Annotated in this window: 15 protein-coding genes; 4 read left to right on the forward strand and 11 right to left on the reverse strand. The window is 32.8% G+C overall.

Annotated elements, in window-relative coordinates:
- Positions 1-66 precede the first annotated feature (66 nt).
- Complete coding sequence (fabF, locus tag AB1282_RS18440) at positions 67-1,299, reverse strand: beta-ketoacyl-ACP synthase II (RefSeq protein ID WP_429899750.1); 1,233 nt, start codon at positions 1,297-1,299, stop codon at positions 67-69.
- 107 nt (positions 1,300-1,406) lie between these two features.
- Here fabF and AB1282_RS18445 point away from each other — a divergent pair, with 107 nt between their 5' ends.
- Positions 1,407-2,246 (forward strand): helix-turn-helix transcriptional regulator, encoded by an 840-nt coding sequence (locus tag AB1282_RS18445; RefSeq protein ID WP_429899752.1) that lies wholly within the window; start codon positions 1,407-1,409, stop codon positions 2,244-2,246.
- Positions 2,247-2,530: 284 nt separating this feature from the next.
- Here the strand turns inward: AB1282_RS18445 and AB1282_RS18450 are convergent, their stop codons facing one another.
- The 5 genes from AB1282_RS18450 to AB1282_RS18470 all read right to left on the reverse strand — a co-directional run bounded on the left by AB1282_RS18450 (position 2,531) and on the right by AB1282_RS18470 (position 9,800).
- Positions 2,531-2,713: a hypothetical protein gene (locus AB1282_RS18450; protein ID WP_056465726.1), complete on the reverse strand. Its 183-nt coding sequence runs from the start codon at positions 2,711-2,713 to the stop codon at positions 2,531-2,533.
- Complete coding sequence (locus AB1282_RS18455; RefSeq protein ID WP_390312152.1) at positions 2,710-3,732, reverse strand: TIR domain-containing protein; 1,023 nt, start codon at positions 3,730-3,732, stop codon at positions 2,710-2,712. Before AB1282_RS18455 ends, AB1282_RS18450 begins: the two co-directional genes overlap by 4 nt.
- Positions 3,733-3,977: 245 nt before the next feature.
- Positions 3,978-7,922 carry a S8 family serine peptidase gene (locus AB1282_RS18460; RefSeq protein WP_429899754.1) on the reverse strand — a complete coding sequence of 1,315 codons (3,945 nt, stop codon included), beginning with the start codon at positions 7,920-7,922 and terminating at the stop codon, positions 3,978-3,980.
- A gap of 717 nt (positions 7,923-8,639) precedes the next feature.
- Complete coding sequence (locus AB1282_RS18465; protein WP_056465735.1) at positions 8,640-8,930, reverse strand: SAV0927 family protein; 291 nt, start codon at positions 8,928-8,930, stop codon at positions 8,640-8,642.
- A 309-nt stretch (positions 8,931-9,239) separates the two neighbouring features.
- On the reverse strand, positions 9,240-9,800 hold the full coding sequence (locus tag AB1282_RS18470) for a GNAT family N-acetyltransferase (RefSeq protein ID WP_056465736.1): 561 nt from the start codon (positions 9,798-9,800) through the stop codon (positions 9,240-9,242).
- A gap of 169 nt (positions 9,801-9,969) precedes the next feature.
- Between AB1282_RS18470 and AB1282_RS18475 the strand changes: the two genes are divergently transcribed.
- Positions 9,970-10,767, forward strand: a complete 798-nt coding sequence (locus AB1282_RS18475) for a formate/nitrite transporter family protein (RefSeq protein WP_429899755.1) — start codon at positions 9,970-9,972, stop codon at positions 10,765-10,767.
- A 118-nt stretch (positions 10,768-10,885) separates the two neighbouring features.
- Here the strand turns inward: AB1282_RS18475 and AB1282_RS18480 are convergent, their stop codons facing one another.
- Entirely contained in the window at positions 10,886-11,908 is a 1,023-nt protein-coding gene (locus AB1282_RS18480) for an NADH:flavin oxidoreductase/NADH oxidase (protein WP_056465740.1), read from the reverse strand.
- A 287-nt stretch (positions 11,909-12,195) separates the two neighbouring features.
- Positions 12,196-14,649 carry an Ig-like domain-containing protein gene (locus AB1282_RS18485; protein ID WP_429899756.1) on the reverse strand — a complete coding sequence of 818 codons (2,454 nt, stop codon included), beginning with the start codon at positions 14,647-14,649 and terminating at the stop codon, positions 12,196-12,198.
- Positions 14,650-14,949: 300 nt separating this feature from the next.
- Here AB1282_RS18485 and AB1282_RS18490 point away from each other — a divergent pair, with 300 nt between their 5' ends.
- Both AB1282_RS18490 and AB1282_RS18495 read left to right on the forward strand, forming a co-directional pair.
- A complete protein-coding gene (locus AB1282_RS18490) occupies positions 14,950-15,276 on the forward strand; it encodes a transposase (protein WP_429899758.1) in 327 nt (108 codons plus the stop codon).
- Positions 15,219-16,139, forward strand: a complete 921-nt coding sequence (locus AB1282_RS18495) for an IS3 family transposase (RefSeq protein WP_429901179.1) — start codon at positions 15,219-15,221, stop codon at positions 16,137-16,139. The genes AB1282_RS18490 and AB1282_RS18495 overlap by 58 nt, the downstream gene beginning before the upstream one ends.
- A 237-nt stretch (positions 16,140-16,376) precedes the next feature.
- Here AB1282_RS18495 and AB1282_RS18500 read toward each other — a convergent pair whose 3' ends face one another.
- From AB1282_RS18500 to AB1282_RS18510, 3 genes are all read right to left on the reverse strand, one after another.
- Complete coding sequence (locus AB1282_RS18500; RefSeq protein WP_429899759.1) at positions 16,377-18,011, reverse strand: hypothetical protein; 1,635 nt, start codon at positions 18,009-18,011, stop codon at positions 16,377-16,379.
- A gap of 2 nt (positions 18,012-18,013) precedes the next feature.
- Positions 18,014-18,811: an ABC transporter ATP-binding protein gene (locus AB1282_RS18505; RefSeq protein ID WP_429899760.1), complete on the reverse strand. Its 798-nt coding sequence runs from the start codon at positions 18,809-18,811 to the stop codon at positions 18,014-18,016.
- A 270-nt stretch (positions 18,812-19,081) separates the two neighbouring features.
- Positions 19,082-21,199, reverse strand: a complete 2,118-nt coding sequence (locus AB1282_RS18510; RefSeq protein WP_429899762.1) for a HelD family protein — start codon at positions 21,197-21,199, stop codon at positions 19,082-19,084.
- Positions 21,200-21,451 lie beyond the last annotated feature (252 nt).

A 21,451-nucleotide genomic window follows, 5' to 3' on the forward strand; every position in this document is an offset into this window, starting at 1 on the left:
ATAATATAAAGCCTCTTAATTAAAAGAGGCTTTTAGACTGTTGATAAATAGAAACTACAATTTAACTTAAACGTACTTTTTCAATACAATGGCAGAATTATGACCACCGAAGCCGAATGAGTTTGAAATACCAATGTTTAATTCTTTTTTCCTTGGCCCTTTTGATACATAGTCTAAATCACAAACAGGATCTGGCTGGGTTAAGTTGATTGTAGGAGGAATAATCCCTTCTTGAATACTTTTTACTAAAGCTATTGCCTCTACTCCTCCTGCTGCGCCAAGCATATGTCCTAGCATTGATTTATTTGCTGTAACTGGAATATTATAAGCATGTTCGCCAAACAGTTTTTTTATTGCCAGCGTTTCAGAATGATCACCGAGTGGGGTACTTGTTGCATGTGCACTAATGACATCCACATCTTGTAATGCTATTTCCGCTCTATTTAAAGCATTTCTCATCGCTAAAAACGCTCCTCGACCTTCTGGGTGAGTTGCAACCATATGATATGCATCTGAACTTGCTCCATAACCAATTACCTCACATAAGATTGGAGCATTTCTATTTACTGCGTGTTCCAATGATTCTAACACTAAAACCCCCGCACCTTCACTCATTACAAATCCATCTCTATTGGCATCAAAAGGTCGACTTGATGAAGCAAGTTCTGTATTAGTTGATAATGCCTTAGCGTTTCCAAAACTAGCTAAAGATAATTGAGTTATAGCAGCTTCTGTACCACCCGCAAAAATAACATCTGCTTCTCCGTTACGAATTGTATTGAATGCTTCTCCAATTGATGAATTTCCTATAGAACATGCAGTTACTGGTGATAAAGATGGACCAAGTGCACCTAATCTTATACTTATTTGAGCTGCTGCCGCGTTTGATATCATCATCGGTACTAAACTTGGACTAACTCTCCCTGGTCCTCTCTCATTTAATAAATTTACATTTTCGATAAAGGTATTAATCCCACCAATTCCGGATCCTACATATACTCCTAAACGTTCAAGGTCCATTTTTTCTAATTGTAATTGTGAACTTTCCAAAGCTTGTTCAGCGGCTGCTAAGGCAAATTGACAAAAACGATCTAATTTTCTTGCTTCCTTTCTTCCCCATCTTTCTTCAGCATCAAAGTCACGGACAATACCTGCTACTTTCGTTTTAATATTTGATACATCAATCGTATCAATCGTAGTGATACCTGATTTTCTGTTAATTAAGTTATTCCAAACTGTATCTACATCATTTCCTAGAGGAGAGATAACACCCATACCTGTAATAACAATTCTTCTCATCATAAGTTCTCCAATCGTTTTTTCTTTATTTTAACGTGTATTTATCCTATTACAAGTTGTAGTTTATCCTAGTATAATTTATACTACGTTCAGAAAGGAGTTATGAAATGAATCGAGAAACACGACTTGAAGCACTGTCAGAATTTCTAAAAACTCAGCGTTCAAAATTAAATCCGCAAATGGTAGGATTACCAGTTGGAACTCGCAGAAGAACCCCTGGTCTTCGTAGAGAAGAGGTTGCCGGGTTAGCAGGAGTAAGTACCACATGGTATACATGGCTAGAACAAGGAAGAGATATAACAGTATCTAATTCCGTATTAGACGCCATTTCTGATGCATTACAATTAAATAAAGATGAACGAAATTATTTATATGCACTTGCATTACCTGAAGCTGAAAAACGCTCATTTTCAAATGAAGAAGATACAGCCATTAGTCCAGCTTTGACTAAAATATTAAATGAGCTTCGGAACTGTCCGATCATTATTTCAGATCGAAGGTGCCATATTGTTGGTTGGAATCCAGCAGCTGCTCACGTATTTTTAGACTTCGAACAAATTCCAAAAGAGGAACGAAATCTTATTCAATTGCTCTTCTACAGAAAAGAATTTAAAAGTTTAGCAGTGAATTGGGAGCATTTTGTGAAAGGCTTTTTAGCAATTTTCCGCACTTATTACGGACAATATGTAGGGGATCAATGGTACACTTCCTTTATTAATGAAATGGAACAAAATTTCCCAGAATTTCATGAACTCTGGAATGAGAGCGAAGTAAGTTCGGCGCCAGATGTATTAATTGAGTTTCGGCACGCAAAAGCTGGAAAAATGCTTTTTAACTTAACATCCTTACAAGTTCAAGGAAACATTGATTTAAGATGTAGTGTTTATACTCCTGTTGAAGATACAAATACAGAATCTAAGTTAAGAAAACTAATGAGTAATGAGTAGATTTTTAATGTACAAGAGTTTTGGAGATTTCCAATGTCTTTTTTACTTACTCATGAAGGCCTTATGAGTCACTTTATTTCATATTTTTGTCTTTTTACTTACTCATGAAGCTCTTATGAGTTACTACTTTTAAATTTTTTGCCTTTTTACTTACTTATAAAGGCCTTATGAGTCACTTTATTTCATCATTTGCCTTGTCACTACAAATCAGTTTTAAAAAAATAGTAATAAAGATCATATAAAAACAAAAAAAAAGGGTAACTAATTTTAGTCACCCTTTTGCTTTAATATGCATTCATTTGATCTGGAGTTCCGTATTCTGCTTTACGACGAAGAACAACAATTGCTCTTTCAGTTTTACCATTAAAATCAGCAAGTCCTTTTTGGCCAATACCTTTTTCAACTTTTGGATAGAAATCTTTTTTGGATTCCTTTTTAGCATCATTTAAGTTTATATACCTAGTCATACAGAAACACCTCCAAAAAGTTCGTTTATTGTTTTCATTAATCTTTTATTTCTTCCTAATAGGAAGTCTTTTTCATCTTCAGTTAGATCGATTGCTTCATACTCTTCACTTGAAAAAGTGACAGTTAGTACCATACTATTTTCAATAGGATAGCATATTAAGTATGTATTGTAAAATTCACTTTTTTTAATAAAAATAATTTCGCTATTTAGATAACTATCGATCACAAAGATTCGATCATCAACAATATCTTCATTGACATCAAAATGATAAAAATCGATTCTGGATTTTTTACCAGCAACATGTTTTAAACCGTCAGACCCTTCTACTTTCCATACACCTACATCAGCAATTTCATAACCTTCGGGTACACTATGCGCCCTTTTCAAATTATCTGATAAGAAGATCGCAACTTTATTTCGGTCTGATTTTAAAAGTTCTAATGTTAGAAGTGTACTAAATTTAGCAACAACTTCACTTTCTTTTTTTTGTACGATTAAATCATCAATTTTATTTTGAAGATCAGGAAATATGCCTTTTTCTCTAATCTTTCTCTTTATTTTAATACAAGCTCCAGCCACTTCTTGAACTATATCCTTATCATCACGTATATCATATTTTAATGAATTAAGACCGGTTAAATCCGAAAGCAAATGATAGTTTAGCGGTTCTATAGAGTTTTTATGTACTATGCCTTTAGTATCGTTTGGCATAATGTAAAAAACCCGTCCTCTTTTTAAACGCCCCCAAAAAAGTCCCATTTCAAACATTGTATTATCTCTTGTTGCTAAATATTTCTCATTTCGAATTTCCATAATATCGTCTGGAGTAAATATGAATACTGCAAAGTCATTTGTATCTAGTTGCTTTTCTAAATCATCCATTGTGTACTCTAGTTCTTCAAAAGCATTCATCCACATTGTGACTTCCGTATCTCTTTTTAGTCCTTCAAATACGGCTTCAACATACTGAATAGCTTCAGCTGAAGAACCAATAAACACTCTTGGTTTCCTCACCATAAATACTAGATCCTCCACTTTTCAATCACTAATTATTACATAATAAATAGGTTGGCCAACGAAATGACCAACTTATTTTTGTTTAATTTTACCAAATTAATAGATAAAACGTCTATATTATTCAAAATATTTCACAATATTTGTTGCCTTTTTCCCTTAGTAATGATAATTAAACAAATCTAAGTTCAAAAAAAATCCCGATATACTCAAAAGAGCAATCAGGATTTTTGTTTTGCTAAAGATTATTATTTAACTAAAGAAAACTGAGTTAATTTAAATGAATCTACATTTATTAACTTGTTTGTTGCAGCTTTAGATTTTGTACCAGTAGCAACGATTTTAATTGTGTGAGCTTTATTTGCTAGATTTTGTAGATTAAAAACATTTACTTTATATTTACGGCTAGAAGAGTAAAGGTCAATTTGCTTTATTTTTTTACCATCAATATAAATATCAGCTTTACCCATATTCTTATCTTTTAAAGCGAATACAGTAATACCTGTACCACTAAAATTGTATTGAAGCGATCCAGTAGATCCTTTTGTTTGATTAATAGAGCCGCCAGAAGCGCTCTTATAATTTAACTTACTCCAAGTTCCAGAGTATTTTACATTAGAATCATTGTTTTCTACTGATTTCGTTGTTTGCACTGAAATATTTATACTATATTGGCCAGAGCCTGTTATAGCAGAAGGAACGATATAGTACATTCCAGTTTTTGTTGGTTTAAAGACAATTTTTTCAGTAGACGTGCTACTAGCAGACTTTTTCAATTCTTTCGTACCATAAATAGTTGATGTTCCAATGTTGTATAATGAAAGATCAAAGTTTGCATTAGTAGGGCCTGTTAACGTAATTTCATATGTTTTGCCCGCGACTAAGTTTTTAGCCCAAACATCTTTAAAGTCGTTTGCGGCAGTATTAAGACTTCCTTTTGCAGTACCTGTTATATATTGTCTTCCATTAATATCATCATCGTAAACGTACGAAATTGGTGATGAAAAAGGTGTTTCTTTATTATTTGTATTAATAGTTACGACATAGTCGTATTTTCTGCCTGGTTTTGCAGTCTTATCCATATAAGGTGCTGTCTTGGTGTTATTTATTTTTGTATAGTTTTTTTCCGTAGACTCTTTGCGGTAAATATTATATGAGTCAGCCCAGCTCTTAGCTGTCCATGAAATAACAGGATATTTCATTTTAGTGTCAAAAGATGTTTTCAATGTAATAGGATTTTCTTTTACAACAAATTTATCCAAATTGATCCCAGTAGCTGATTTTCTTGCCGCTGGATCACTTTTTCCAGTCCACACTATTCTTATAGAGTGATTGCCAAAAGTATTAAATTCATACTTCAATAAACTTTGCTTCGATTTGAAGGTGCTATCATAAAGCGATTTTGATGCAAACTTATTGCCGTCTATATATACATCGGCAATTCCTTGGGAAGGATCTTTAAAACCTTGCCATTCAATGCTAGACCCGACAAAAGAAAACCTAACTTCTCCTTTAGAATTAAGTACCCCTGCCATTTCTTCTGAGAATTGTGGATTCATTTTTGGCATCCAATCTCCATCTAAAGTCACAAAGCTAGAATCATCTTCATACGATCCATCGAAATTACCAGTGTAAAGTTTATAGTTTCCTGTACCTTTGTAATCGTGGACATTTAGAAAATAAATTCCAGTTCTAGGAGCTATAAAGTTTATCTTTTCATTCGATGAATTGACGTTCTCTGAGTATGCAACCATTCCATTTTTATTATTTACGCTAGTTGTGGATTCATTGTAAACATACAAATCAAAATCGGTTCCTGCTTCACCATTTAATGAGAATGTGATTCCTTGTCCTTCTTTTAATGACAATGCATAAACATCGTCTTTATCACCAGCGTTATTAGGTGTTTTTTCTTCTAATCTGCCATCTTTAACAAATTTATCTAATTGAACACCTGGTGTATCATTGTCATCAAATTTATCAAGATCCGATGCTCTAATAATATTTCCAGTACCTACAAGTCCTTTTAGGTTTTCTAGCTTCTTTCCTTTTGCACTAGTATATAGTTTAAGCATCTCTGGTGACATGTTCGGATTTAAACCTAATAAAATAGCAGCAGCACCCGTAGTATGTGGAGTTGCCATAGATGTTCCACTATAATAATCATATGCTTGTGAATAATCAGAAACATATTCTGAATTTATGACTGCCTTTGAATTATTAGATTGAAGAAAATCAGCGAAATAGTATGGAAAATCATACCTATTTACATTTAAATTAGTATTTTTATAGATTCCACCAGATAATCCTTTTACATTCAAACTTGGACCCATATCTGGGTATACATTTAAACCTAAAGTATCCTTAACAAATGGTGATTTTTCTTGTCCTGATAAGGCGTTAACACCTGATAATAATAATTTACCACCATTTGAAAGATAATTTTTTAACATGTCTGTATCAGATTTAGTTAAAGTTGTACCTTCATCAGATATTATTCCAAGCCCGTTACCAGTATACCAAACTACAGCTTCGTAGGAGGATAACTCGGTACTGCTCTTGTAATCTGAAAGAGAGGATTCAGAACTTATTGTTACCTTATCCACGTTAGGCAACAGTTCATTATATATTGGTGAATAGTCTTTAAATATCTTTGAAAGTTCTGGTTCATTGAATAATTGAGCAAGATCATGTTCATCATCTTGAACAAGTAAAATTTTCTTTTTATCCGTTATATCTAAATAACTTAAAGCTTTGTCAAAAGCAGCTTGTCTTTCTGAGTCTGTAGTTTCTTCGGACCCTATTTTTTCGTAGCCTATTCCATCAAATATTGCCTTGTAATTATCTCCAGAAATTTGTGCCGATGCTCCAGCTCCACCTTTAATATTCAATTTTGCTATAATTTCATCGATTGGGTATTTAGGAACTGAGCTTAAAATGTCAACTCCAGGAGCAGCAACATCAACAGATTCCGCACCATAATTTGAGAAAGGTGCTAAGTTACCTTTGTTATCAACAGCAGCTACAGATAAGATATTAGAACTTTCATAGCTTGCAGGATAAGCTCCCTCTTCATCATTATCCATTCCATCATTACCTGCAGCAGCTACAAATAAGCTATTGGAATTTTCAATTGCTTCTTCAAGTAATGGATCGTATTCTCCGCCACCCCAGCTGTTATTTGTGATTTTAACTCCCATATTCTTAGCATATTCGATCGCATCAATAGCATCTGCCGTTGTTCCACCATCAGGACCAATGAACTTTAATGGTACTATTTTTACGTTTGGAGCTACACCAACGATCCCTTTATTATCTTTTGTTAATTCTGCAGCAATTGTACCTGAAACATGTGTACCATGCTCATCACCATCAAGTGCATCATAAACAGAATTATCGTCGTGATAAAAATCCCAGCCATTTACATCATCAACATAACCGTTATGGTCATCATCAATACCATTACCAGGAATTTCCTTTGTGTTTGTCCAAATTTTTCCTTTTAAATCTGGGTGGTTAATATCCACGCCCGTATCAATTACACCTACTAATACTTCCGGTAACTTAGAACCATATTGTTTCCAGCTTTCAGGTGCGTTTACATCAATATCCTTTATTCCTTTGCTGCCATTAATCGTCTGTTCGTGATTATCCAGTCCCCATAATTTACCTTCTTCATAATAGTTAACCGTATCTTTAAAGTCAGAAGCATAATATTTGTAGTTCGGTTGTACAGATTCAACGTTTGGATCCTTTTTTAGTTTAGTTATGTAATCACTAGTGCTTTCACCAGTTGGAATATTTACTACTTCAGCGTTTAAATTCTTTAATTTCTTTGAAGACTTTAAAGAATACTTTTTCTGAAGTGAAGTGATTTCACTTGAAGTCACTTTCTTTTTATATTTAACAATTAATTCACCTGGTTGTACATTATGTTTATTTACTGACGATTTTTTTAATTTATCTCTTAATTTTGTTTCAATTTTAGATTCTGCCTTCTTAGGGAGTACCTTACCACTTGCTTTTGGTACTTCTTTCATTTGGCTTTTTCTAAGGTTTTTACCAGAGTTTACCTGATTAGTAACTGTACTATTAGCTCCTGTTACTGAAGCAGCTTGAACTGTTCCAGAATAAATACTTGAAAATAAAAGAATTGTTGATACAGGTAAAGCTAAATAATTTTTTTTCTTCATTGTTGAGCCCCTTTATTTAATAGATTCAAAGAAAATAAACTATACACACATCTGTAACTATTAAACATTAATCCATTCGATTAAATGATGGATTTAATTTTATATGTAGTTACATCAGTTCCAAATCAAAACGATCAACCCCCTCCTTTCTCTTGGAATTATTTTCTAGTAATCACTTAATAATACCTTTTTGTTTATTGAAAAATAGAACTTTTGAATTTGATAATTGATGTTTTTGGGAATTTTCAAGGTCTAATTACCTGTTAATTAATTAACGTAGCAAGCGTTTTTACTCACTATTAATAGAATAAGAGATATAATTGTAACAAACTCTTATTAATTGTAAGTTATTTAAAATAAAACTAACATATAATTAATTATTTTTATATATAAATAGGAAAATTTTCCTTAACATTTTTTACCTTAATTGTGGAAATAAGAAAATCCGGGGTAAAAATAAGAACCCACTTAATTTTAACCCACAGTAAATTACCTTCTACTTATTTATTAAACTCAATATAGGTTGTTGAATTTACATCAATTTTAACTTTACCGTATCCTTCTAAATTATAAGTCCCTACTGAAACGGTTTGTGTATATGTATTGCCGTAATAGAATGATAGTTGTGTTGGTGTAATTTCGTTTACAAGATATATTTAGGAAATTAGCTTAAATACAAATTAAAAAGAGTCTCCTAAAAATGGAGACTCTCGCTTTTTAATATTGATCACTAAAAATTTTTTGGTCCAAGATGGAATGAAAAAACGATTCAATTTCTTTAATGTCTTCAGCTGCAATTCCCAGCTTTTGGTCCCAGTGTTCTGGATGGTCAATATCTTCTCTGCAAAGTAATACCATTCTTCCACTTTGAATAGAGACAACCATTGCTTTCCCTAGAAACTTTTCCGAAAAGATAACAGCAAAGTCGTAGCGATGGCTACCTGCAGCGATACAGTAATAATGAATGTTTTGGTTTTCTTTCTCTTCCGATATAATGTAGAAATTCATCCCTACCACTCCTTTTTTTTTCACTATAGTTTTTACTTTGAGCATCTTACAATTAAATCGATCTACTAAATCGATTTTTTAAAAGAAAAGAGAATAAAAACTCTCTTTCTTAATTAATTAGATAAAATTTGCCAATTTCCCTTTATTTTTATTGAAAAAATTTATGACAAAGTAAAAATTATGTCATAAATGCTTCTAAATTATTTTCAAACCAGAGTAAAATTGATCTTTATTATAGAATTATTTTTCAAAAAAAAGATAAACAGTAAACTGTCTATCTTAAATTAAACAAAATATTAATTTAACAAATTAATTTTGCACAACCTTCTCTGCAAATTCTTCTTCTAAAATTGCCAAACAAACATGATCATACCACTGATCTCTAATCTTTAAGTTTTTTCGATAGTATCCTTCCTTCACAAATCCAACTTTCTCAAGGACGCGTAAAGACCCTAAATTTTCAGGATTAACTTCTGAAGTCACTCGATGGAATTTCAAATCATCAAATGCAATTTTTAAAGCAATTTTCAAAGCTTTCGTCATATATCCATGGCCATTAAATTTTTCTCCAATTTGGTAACCAACCATACAACTTTGTTTAGGTCCTCGTGTAACAAAAATGAACTGTACTTCTCCTATTAAAGTTAAATTATCGTCTTCTTTAACAAAGATCGCAAAATCATATCTACTATCTTCTGCACTTTTTTCCATATACTCTTTTATACTATTCATTTGTCCTTCAACAGTGTAAAAGTCCTCTTTCCTTAACGTAGGAGACCATTTTTCAAAATGTTCTTTATTTTCTACATGTAATTGTAACTTAGCCTCTGCATCCTCAAATATATATGGGCGTACGATAATTTCTTTCAAAAAAACCCCTCCAATAAACTATTCTATATCTACTGTTAGTAATCCATCTACTCTTGTTATAAAGGGAATATTTAATTATGAAAATTTTTAATAATTAAATTTTACCATAAAATTTTATAAAAATGTTATTTCTTAAACATTAATGGACAAATTAAAAAGGGGTGATACCATGGAAACTAAACCACTTTTAGAAGTTGAAAAATTGGCTTTAAAGAAATTAAAAATATTTGAACAAAGCCATCTCCGCTACGTATTAAGAAGTATGCTTGCAAGTATGTTTATAGGATTCGGTGTAATGGTAGCTTTCAAGACAGGAAACGGCTTTTTCTTAGTTAATTCTCCTGTTGCTTACCCAATCGCAGCATTAACATTTGGTTCAGCAATTGTGTTAATTTGGTATGGTGGTGGAGATCTCTTCACCGGGAATACATTTTATTACACATATGCTGCATTGAGAGATAAAATGAAGTGGCCTAAAGTTTTAGAATTATTGATATATAGTTATGTAGGAAATGTTTTGGGGGCTTGTCTTTTTGCTTTTATCATTTATACTACTGGACTTTTTGATGCTCCTGACTCAAGTGCATTTCTATTATCAGTTGTCGAACATAAAATAGATAATTCAATTTTTCATTTATTCGCAAGGGGCATCTTGTGTAATTGGCTCGTGTGTCTTGCCTTTTTCATCCCAATGTCTTTTGGTGAAACTGAAAATCTAACAAAAATTACTGCGATGATGTTATTTGTTTTTTGTTTTTTTATGTCCGGTTATGAGCATAGTATTGCCAATATGTGCTCCTTTGCAATAGCACTTGTAATTGATCATCCTTCCACTATTTCTTTTTCAGGTATGATTCGAAATCTAATTCCTGTTACGATTGGAAATCTAATTGGTGGAGAATTTATGATGGCAGTTATGTATTATTTTGCTAACAAACCATTTTTTGATGAAGTAAATTCAAAATAAGTTTTTTAATGATCTAAATTTAGAACTTTGTCTAAATATCTAAAAACTAACCAAGTTTTATAGCTTCATTAAATCAAAAAGTACGCTGGTCAATCAGCGTACTTTTCATATTTTATTCTTAATATGCTCTTTCATAAGGTTTTGGAGTCAAAGGTTTCCCTTCAAGAAGGATAGAAGCTTCATTTGCCCAATAAGGATTGCTTAACATCCCACGACCAACAGCGATTAAATCCGCTTCTTCATTTCCAAGTATAGATTCTGCAAGATTTGCATCATCTAATTTACCTACTGCAATTACAGGGATTTCTACTTCTTTTTTAATCTGTTCAGCCAATTTGACTTGATATCCAGGATGAGATCCAGGTCTACCTCCTGAACCGATTGGCCCTTCACCACCAGATGAAACGTGGAATAGATCGACACCTGCATCACGGAATGCCTTAGCCATTTCGACAGAATAATCTAGTCCATAGCCTCCATCCACGTATTCTAACGCAGAAATTCGCATAATAAGTGGCATGTCAGCTGGCATTACACTTTTAGCTGCTTTAATGACTTCTTTTCCAAATAAAAATTTATCTTGACCATATTCATCTGTTCTTTGATTCGTATATGCAGATGCAAATTGATGGATAAGATATCCATGTGCTCCGTGAAGCTCAATCGTATCAACCCCTGCAAGAACCGCGCGCTCTACACCTTTTTTGAACTTTTCAACCATTTCTTTCACTTCTAGAGTTGTTAACTCATGTGGAGTTTTTGATTTCTCGTTAAAAGGTTTTGGTGAAGAGGACACTGGAATTGGAGCATCTTCTGCTTTACGTCCTGCATGAGCAATTTGAATCGCAACTTTTGCACCATATTTATGACATTCATCGATAATGCGCTTAAATGCTGGTATATGATCATCACTCCAAATTCCTAGGCAATAATCTGAAATGCGCCCTCGATCTTCAACATTTGTCATTTCGATAATGATTAAACCCGTACCTCCGATTGCACGACTAGTATAGTGAACGAAATGCCAATCTGTTGGAATCCCATCTTTTAAATGGACAGAATATTGACACATAGGTGGCATTACAACACGATTTTTTAATTCTAATCCTTTGTATTTGAATGGTTTGAATAAATTAGACATAGTCAACGTCCTCTCACATACTTTTTATTTAAGCTACAATCCCATATTATCCCAATCAATTCAAAAGTTCTATTTAATTGCTCAACTCATTCATTTATCTTACCCAAGAAATATAAAATAAAAGGTAGAAACCCGAAGTACCTTCTATTATTTAGTATTGGTTGAATTATTATAAAAGAAATTGACAAAAAAGAGGATTAAGTCCTAAATACTATAGGATTCAATCCTCAACTTTTATTTTTAAAAATCTTTTACTTTTTGATTACTATTAATATAGTTTATATACTTCAATTGATCTTAAAAGAAAGTGGCTTTGATTTGTTTCCAGCGAGATCTTTTGCTATTATGGTAACGATTTGTCCTTTCTTTTGTGGAGGAATGTATAAATCAAACCCTGCATCTCTAACACTTGACCAATTGTGTGCAATTAATTTTGTACCTTTTCTCACTTCAATTTCCACATGGTGTTGCGTTTTTCCTGAAAGCATATACCATTTTTTTGTTTTTACAATTTTTTTACTCATTGTAAAAGTTGGAGGTGTTTTATCGATCACGGTCAGATATGTTTGACCCGAATAATTTCCGCCTTTATCTTTAAATTTCACATACAGTTCTGTCCCTGCTTTTTGCTTCGGAATGTGAATTATAAAACTACCGTCCGATGAGACAGTGCCTGAGCCAATTAGTTTACTAGGATGCATCGAGTAAACAAGAACTGCAACCCCTGGTTCTCCTTTTCCAGTTACTTTCCCTTCATAATCAGTTGCATAAGGTTTTAATGGATTCGCAGGAGGTGTTTTATCTTTCACAGTTAATTTAATTGGTGGCGAAACATTCCCACTATGATCCTTCGCCTGAATAGAGACTATTGTCCCCGCTTTTTGTATCGGATAATTGATAAAATATGTTCCATCTTCTTTAACGGTCGTTGTGGCGATGATTTTACTATTTGCCGTAAATGTAATGGTTGAATAAGGTTCTCCTTTTCCAAGCATCCCATTTGTTCGGTCTGACATTTCTTCTACCTCTTTGATTGTTGGAATTGTAACGTCTTTAATAGGGATAAATAGTTCGTTTTCACCAGTATTACCATTTAGCACTTGTAATTCATCTATTCGCATCCTGAGATAGGTGCTGTACACATGCCCCTGTATTGGGACAGAGAAATGCCCGTTTTCGTCACTTTCACCAACTCCAGCAAGTTTCTCTTGGGCTTCAAGTGGATTAAACGTATAAAAATGAATATGAACGTTTGGTAGAGTCTGCCCACTTACTGTTTTTCCATTATTGTATATCTGATCAACCGTTGCATAAGGTTGAAAGGTTGCTTTTAAATTATAGTCTTTATCACGACCATACTCTCCGTTTGGCGATTGAACGGTCAACTTATACGGATAGATATTTTCATTAATCAAATAGGTATAAACAGTCTCGTCCCCTTCTTCTCTCACAAACGTTGGTTGTAAATAATAAGTCATTCGAAGATCAAGTTGTTCATTAAAATTAGAACGAAATTGTAGTTGAAGAATCCCTTTTCGATCAACTTTAGGAATCGAATAAAAATCAAGATCATGTAAATAGTCCATTTTCCCGTCATATACTTGATCAAAATTAATAATTGAAGGATTTTTTCCATTCGTCCACTCGTCTGACTCTGGGACATCAGTTCGTCGAATCGTATACATCCCGTTTTTCATTGAATCGTTTTTTCTTTTGACTTTCACATAATACGTTCCCGGCAATAAATAACCATCGTACGGATAGTTTTCATCCGTCGATACACTAGAATAAAAATTTGAATCGACGATTTCGACATCCGCACTCTGAGTGTCTAAAACGACTCGAGTACGTTCAGGTACACTCACTTTGTACCAGTCAACGTCAAATGAATTGGTAAAGGATGCGTGATACTCAACATCCGCTAATAATTCAGTTGCTTGCTGTCTTATATTATTTGGTTCACCCTCGGCGTCTTGAGAAAATTCATCATTTGTCGGAAACGAGACTTCTAGCTTGTAGTCAACATCTTTTGAATGATTGGTATTCGGTGGTGTAACGGTTATATAATATGTACCTGGTTCAACGAGTTCATCGATTGAATTACCATAAGTCGTTTGGTCATCTAAATACCACTTGCTTCCATCTTCATTTTCCAACCAGATTCCATAATCGAGTGTCTGTGAAACACCGGATATTGCAGCGAATAATTCACCTGATTTTTCTACTGTTATTTTATACACATCACGATCGTAAGCGTCTTCGATATAGCCTGAAATGGTTTCTCCGCTTTGAAGCGGATAAGCAAGGCCTTTTACATCATTTGGTTCGTAGACTTGATTCCAAGTCGGTTGATCAGTAGGTAGAATGATTTTATACTGATACGAAATCGGATAATCGATATTGATAGGACCACGGATTTCTAACGCATACGTTTTTCCCTTTGAGACCTTAAAAACGGACGGATTTCGAACCGCATCAACAAGTTTGCCATTTTCATCGTAAAAGTACGCACTAGTCTTCGCTATCGGTGAAATAGAATAAACTGCTATTTCACCAGAGGCATCCGGTGTAATCTCATACCGATGAATCTCATTGAATGAATTAAGTTGTCCATCTATTTCATTTGTGTCACTTCCCGTGTAAACGTAAACTTTTTTGTCCACCGCTTCAGCTACAGCATTGTTTGGTAATTGTGCTACAAATAATATAATCAGGACGAATAAGTAAAATCGAGTTTTCATGTTTGCTCAGCTCCCCATTTCATAGTATAGCAATAAATTTGACTGAATTATATAACTTCTAGAATCCAATGGTAAAAAGTAATTATTTATTTAAAACGTGAAATTATCTTTATTTCTTTAGAAGTAAACTCGTTAAATATGGAGTTTTCCAAGATGATTTACTCACTCTTCTCATTAGGCTCACTTGAATTAAAGTTCATAGTTTGAAAATTAAAAAGGACTGTCAATTTTGTAATAATCCCCTTATAGTAGACAGTTAAAAGAAAGGTGCTGTACTGTCTATTATAGGGGGAATTTTTTATGGGGAAAATTAGAAAGACATATGATAAAGAATTTAAGCTTCAAGCGATTAAGCTGTATTATGAAGAAGGAATGGGCTCTAATAGTATTGGTAAGGAATTAGGGATTGGTATTTCAATCGTTAAACGATGGATTAATCATTATAAAAGAGAAGGTATCCAAGGACTTGAAGAAAAACGAGGCAAGGCAACAGGATTTAATAAAGGCAGACCTAGGATTGAACCATTAAGTGATACAGAGAAGATCCAAAGATTAGAAGCTGAGAACGCATATTTAAAAAAGCTCTTAGCCTTGAAAAAGGAGATGATACAAAAAAGAAAGCCTTAGAATTTAGTGTTATTTATGAGCTGAAAACAAGTTATCCTGTTGTCCTACTTTGTAAGATTGCAGGGGTTTCTAAAAGTGGATTTTATAAATGGGCTAGAAAAAAAGAGTGTCCTTCAACAAAGCAAATGGAAGATCAATTTATAGTTTCTAAAATCAAAGAATGCCACCAAGATCCAGACATAAATGAGAGCTTTGGGTATGTACGAGTTAAAACATGGTTGAAGAAAGTTCACGGCTTGGTAGTAAACCATAAGCGAGTATACAGACTTATGAAGGAAAATGGAATTCAAGCTAAAATCCGTGTGAAAAAATGGAAGCATTTTGGACGAAAGGAAAAATATGTTATCTCTAATAATTATTTAAATCGAGAGTTCAACACAAAAGATCCGAATAAGAAATGGGTAACTGATATAACTTACCTTATATTTAACGGGAAACGATTATATCTTTCCGTTATTCAAGATCTGTATAATAATGAAATCGTTTCTTACCAAATCAGCGAAAGAAATGATTTAAAGCTAGTTTTAGATACAGTAAAAAAAGCACGAAAAAAAAGAGATGTACGCGGACTCCTATTACATAGTGATCAAGGATTCCAATACACCTCAAAAAGATATAACCTAACACTTAAAAGATACAATATAAACGCAAGTATGTCTAGAAAAGGAAATTGTCTGGATAATGCATGCATTGAAAGCTTCTTCAGTCATTTTAAAACCGAGTGTTTTTACCGCTATCAGTTTAATGATCAAAACCAGGTTGAACATGCGGTAAAGCGATATATTTGGTACTACAACAATAAAAGATTTCAAAAGAAATTAAATAACCTTAGCCCTATTGAATACAGGGCTAAGGCTGCTTAAAATACCTTTTTTATTAGTGTCTACTTGACAGGGGTAAGTCCATTTTTTTAACAGTCCTTTTTATATTATTAGATTGATTGATAAGTTCTTCTTAAATAGTTCCATAATAATTAAGAACTGCATAAAAAAAGAATTACTTTTTCATTACATTTTTACTGTTCAAATAACTCACATTTAATTGAACAAAAAAAGCTAAATTAGTAACAATAATTACTATTAATCTTTAATTTCTTTGTTTCAAAAATTCCAAATCGTTTTATAAGCATGTTTCCATGAAAAGAACGTCACAATAATTAACAATACTAAATAAATCAATACACCAAATGGAATAAACGTTATTCCCCAGTGAATTAAGGCCAAAATCCCCCCTAAAACTAAGGCAATCATTATTTTAATACCAGAATTTTGTTGAGCATCCTCAAACGACTCTGAAAATGGGAGTGATCCTTTAAGATAATTTGAGCAAATAACGGTATATAAAATTGAGCTTACAAAAACAACTAATATATCAGGAATTATTTTAATACCAAAGATTCCAATAAAAATTATACTTAAAATAAAATAGACAGGAAAATATAGATTTGCGATAAATACTTTTATAGTTGCACTATATAATGGTGCGAGGTTTGATACTGGCGCTGTTTTATAGATCCAAGCTCCTTTATATTTCCCGGAATATTTTAGCATGGCGATTGCATTCGGAATGATTAAGCAAGACATATAAATCGTTAAATAACTCTTGCTTAATACTAAATGATGATAAGAATAAATTTGTAGTTGATTAAATAAGAAAACGAATGGGAGAACGATTGATAATCCTAATGATGGATAAACCTTTAGTCTAAATTCTCTTTCATTTCGCATCATATTATCTGCGAATTTAAAAAATACCTTTTCCTCATTATTACTACAAATTACTCTAGACAGCCAATTCTTCCACTTACTGTCTTTTTTACGATTAATGCCACTATTATTTGTTAATTTTTGAAGATTTTTCTCAAAGGATGGGATCAATAAACTATAGAACATGATCGCAATAATAGGGATTATAACTGCTAAAATAGAAAATCCAATAAGATATGTACTCGTGTTACGATTTAAAATTAACTCAAATGGCGCGCCAAACCAAATAGGGGGAATAAGAAAATGATACCAAGTTGGCGAAAATGACATATCTAGATTTACAAAGCTAAATGCTCTACCAACAAGTTGATAACCTACAGCAATTGAAATTGATAGTCCGATTTGGACGTAATTGATAATATCTTTTAACTTTTCACCATCAAAAAATCTTAATATGAAATAATAGATAATCGACGTTAAGACAACTATAAATAAATTGACGAGAAGAAGCTCTACGATTGCTAAAAACAAGAATAATAATCCGTGTCTAAATGTCCCAACTATTACTGGCAAAGCTGTAATTGATGTTGTTATTAATATAAGATAGATTGATATATGTACCATTTTTGCAGCAGTAATCGTCTTTTTTCCAATTGGTTTTGTATGTAGAATTCCCTTATCTTTCACATCAAGTAAGACATTTGAGAAATCCGAGATCATTGATGTCATGATGAGGAACATAATAATGCCAAAAAAAGCGCTCATTTCATATACATAACTTTTTCCAAGAAGCACTAAAGGAATGAGCATCAAACTAAGTAAAGCATACACTCCTAATGATTTTATGATTCCATTTTCTTCGTCTTTCTTTGTTTTCTTGTTGTTTTGATTAAAAATGGTCGGTGTCCTACGACTATCCATTGTTAATTTTACCGCTAAAATTTTACGCATGATTGGATACTCAACACCAAACAATTCAAATAGCGGTCGAAAAAAGTCTAAGATTTTTAACATAGGGAAATCCTTCATCGTTATCCCCCCTTAACAATGGATACGAATTCCTCAGCTAAAGCTTGATGTTCATTAAATCCTGTAAGCTGATTAAAAATCTGTTCCAATGATCCTTCTTCATTTTGCTCCTTTAATTCTTTAAAACTACCATCTGCTACGATTTTTCCATCATTGATCAATATAATTCGATTACTTATTTTCTCTACTACATCCATAATATGTGATGAATAAAAAATCGTTTTTCCATTAGCAGCTAGAATGTCTAGAATTTCTTTAAATACCATTACACTATTTGCATCAAGCCCACTAAGTGGCTCATCCAAAAATAATAGGTCAGGATTATGTATTAAACTTGAAATGATTAGGACTTTTTGCCTCATCCCCTTTGAAAAAGAAGCAATTCGCGATAAGTAAACTTCCTCCAAACCAAATACCTTCATTAACTTCATAGCCTTCTCATCAGCTTCGTCAAAATCCATCCCGTATAACTCGCCAACGAATGTTAAATACTCTCTAGCTGTAAGATTATCGTATAGTTCAGCAATTTCTGGAACATAACCAATTCTCTTCTTATATTCAACATGCTGATCCGAAATTTCCTCCCCAAAAATCTCAACCTTTCCAGAGTAATTCCCTTCTAGTCCTAATAAAATTTTAATAGTCGTACTTTTTCCTGCTCCGTTTGGCCCGATATAGCCAATAATTTGTCCTCGATGAACAGTTAAATCAATTCCTTTTAATATTGTTTTTGCACCATAGTCCTTCTTTAGATCCTTTAAGCATAATACGACTTCTTGTTTTGTATCGATGATGGTCACCTACTTTTTATTTAATACTTCCATATTAATAGACTACTAATCTTATTGAAAAGAGTAGGATTTACCATATTTTAGGAGATTTATTACAATAATAGAAGAATTATATGTCTGTTTTAAGGAAATTGAAAATGATTCAATAGTTTTAGAAAATTCATTTGAGTCAATATAAAAAAGCACCGATCTGCAAAATCGATGCCCTTTTAATATTGTATTAAATAATTGAAAATGCTGTTTAATTTTAGCGCTTAGTTAAAATAATGAGTATTGTAATTAAACAGTCTGAATTGGTGATTTTTCAATTAATGGAGATTTGTTTCCAGAATATAATACAGTCAAATTGTGAAGTGCTCGAGTACATCCAACATAAAGTAACTTAGCGTCTTGTTTCGTTTCTTCATAATGCACGTCATCTACATCGACAAGTAGTACCGCATCAAATTCAAGTCCTTTAGAAAGATACACCGGTACTACCGAAATTCCACCTTCGTATTTTCTCTGTTTTGAATGGATAAAGGATATTTCTTCTCCAGCTACGGATAATTCACTATGTAAAATTGCACACTCATCTTCAGTACGGCCAATAATTGCAATTGTATCCATTTTATCCTTTTTTAATTGTTGGATAGAATTAATTATGACTTGAATCCGATTTGTATGATCTACTTCTTGTATTTTAACTTTTTCTCCACTTCGAAATACTGGATTTGCTAAGCTAACAGGAATATTTGCTTTTTTTATAATCTCATTCGCAAAATGAATGATTTCCATTGTTGAACGATAGCTTCTATTTAACTCGTAATAGGTTACTTCTTTTTCATTGAATACATCTAAAAATTCATCCCAAGTATTGATCCCTTGGTACTCGTGAATGGCTTGGGATAAATCGCCTAGGATGGTGAACGAATTCCCAATTGTCATCTGCTTTAATAATGCAATTTGAAACGGTGAAAAATCCTGCGCTTCGTCTACGATTACATGATGAAACTTTTGATTTGACTCAATTCCAAACAGTCGATTGTGAATATATACTAGTGGAGCCAAATCCTCCTGATCCATCTCTTTCTTTTTACAATTTAAAGATGTAGATTTAATAATATCTGCCGGTATTTCGTCTACAATCGAAGCATCCTTTGTTGTAGTGAATAGAGATTTATAGAAAGTAAGTGCAGTATGCTTTGGCCATTGTTTCATATAAGAATTTAAATATTGAGTAGTTTTTTTCTTTTTTTCTTTTCTTATGTTAGTTTCTTCAATAACCTTTAGCTCATTATCTATCCATTTCTTAAGCCTTGCAACAATCCGTTCTCTCCGTTTAGCAAGTGGATAATGTTTATATTCAATACTAAACCAATGTTTAAGTGTTTCTTTATCAATCATTCTTTTTTTCCATGGTTTGAAATCTTTTTCAGGAACAGCTGAGGATTCATATCTATCCATACATTGATCAATATATGACATAAAATGCGTTGAGCCTTTCCATTTACCTGGACTATTATGGTTATTTTCAAGGCGGTTCGCACCAGTTGCGAACCATTTGTTTAGGTTTTCTGATGAATCCTTTTGTTTTACTTCATGGTCGAGAGTATTTAATGCCCAATCAGAAAAAGTTGTTTGTTGAATGCCACCTACTCCTAACTCTGGAAGAACGTTTGAAATATAATCTAGAAACATATTATTAGGTGCAAAAATAATCATTTTATCTGCCTTTAATGTTTCACGGTATTGGTAGATCAGAAATGCAAGTCGATGAAGAGCAACAGTTGTTTTTCCACTTCCTGCTACTCCTTGAATGACTAAAGGTGTATTTTTGGATGAACGGATAATATCATTTTGTTCAGATTGAATAGTAGATACAATATCCTTTAAGCGATTATCTTTGTTTTCACTTAATCGATATAGAAGAAAATCATCAGTAGTTGATACATCTTGATCGCCTTTTACATATGTATCTACAACGCGTTGGAGATTTTTTTTGCGGATTACTATATTTCGTTTTAAATAGATTATACCTTCGATAATTCCTTCAGGAGATTCATAATAAGCAAGTTCGTCTCCTCCTGTAAATGAATAAAACATACTTGCAATTGGAGCACGCCAATCAATTATCAATGGATTTTCTGTCGCTTGTTCTGAAATCCCTACTTTTCCTATGTAAACTGGTACCGACTCTTTATGCTCCTCTTGAAAATCCATTCGACCAAAATAAGGTTCGTTTTTTGCTAAGCGAAGATTTCTTCGATTTGTTTCTCGAATTCCTTCAAGCACTTGTTCGGTTACATCACTTCCAGTGTAAACGGGAATCCCTTCAAGTTTTGTAAGCTGCCGTTCCATTTCAGATAAAATTGTGTTTAAATACTGAAGTTCTTCATTATATTGTTGTGTAGACATTTTTCTACCCCCTTTATGTAAATAAATAGCCGAATTTTCAGACGGAAAGCTATTGTATCAAGAAGTATATTAAAAAGTAAAGAGATTTAAAAAATAAAATATTTGTTTATCATTTGGTTTTACTTCAAAAAATTTACAAAAGCTCATATACGTAAGCAGTGTAAAATAAAAAAGATGAACCTGTAGTAAACAGAAATCATCTTTTTTCTGAAACTTAACGTTTTCTTAGGTTCTTCTCTAAAGGGCATATTC

This window comes from Gottfriedia sp. S16(2024) (assembly GCF_050473765.1).
Classification (GTDB): Bacteria; Bacillota; Bacilli; order Bacillales; family Bacillaceae_G; genus Gottfriedia.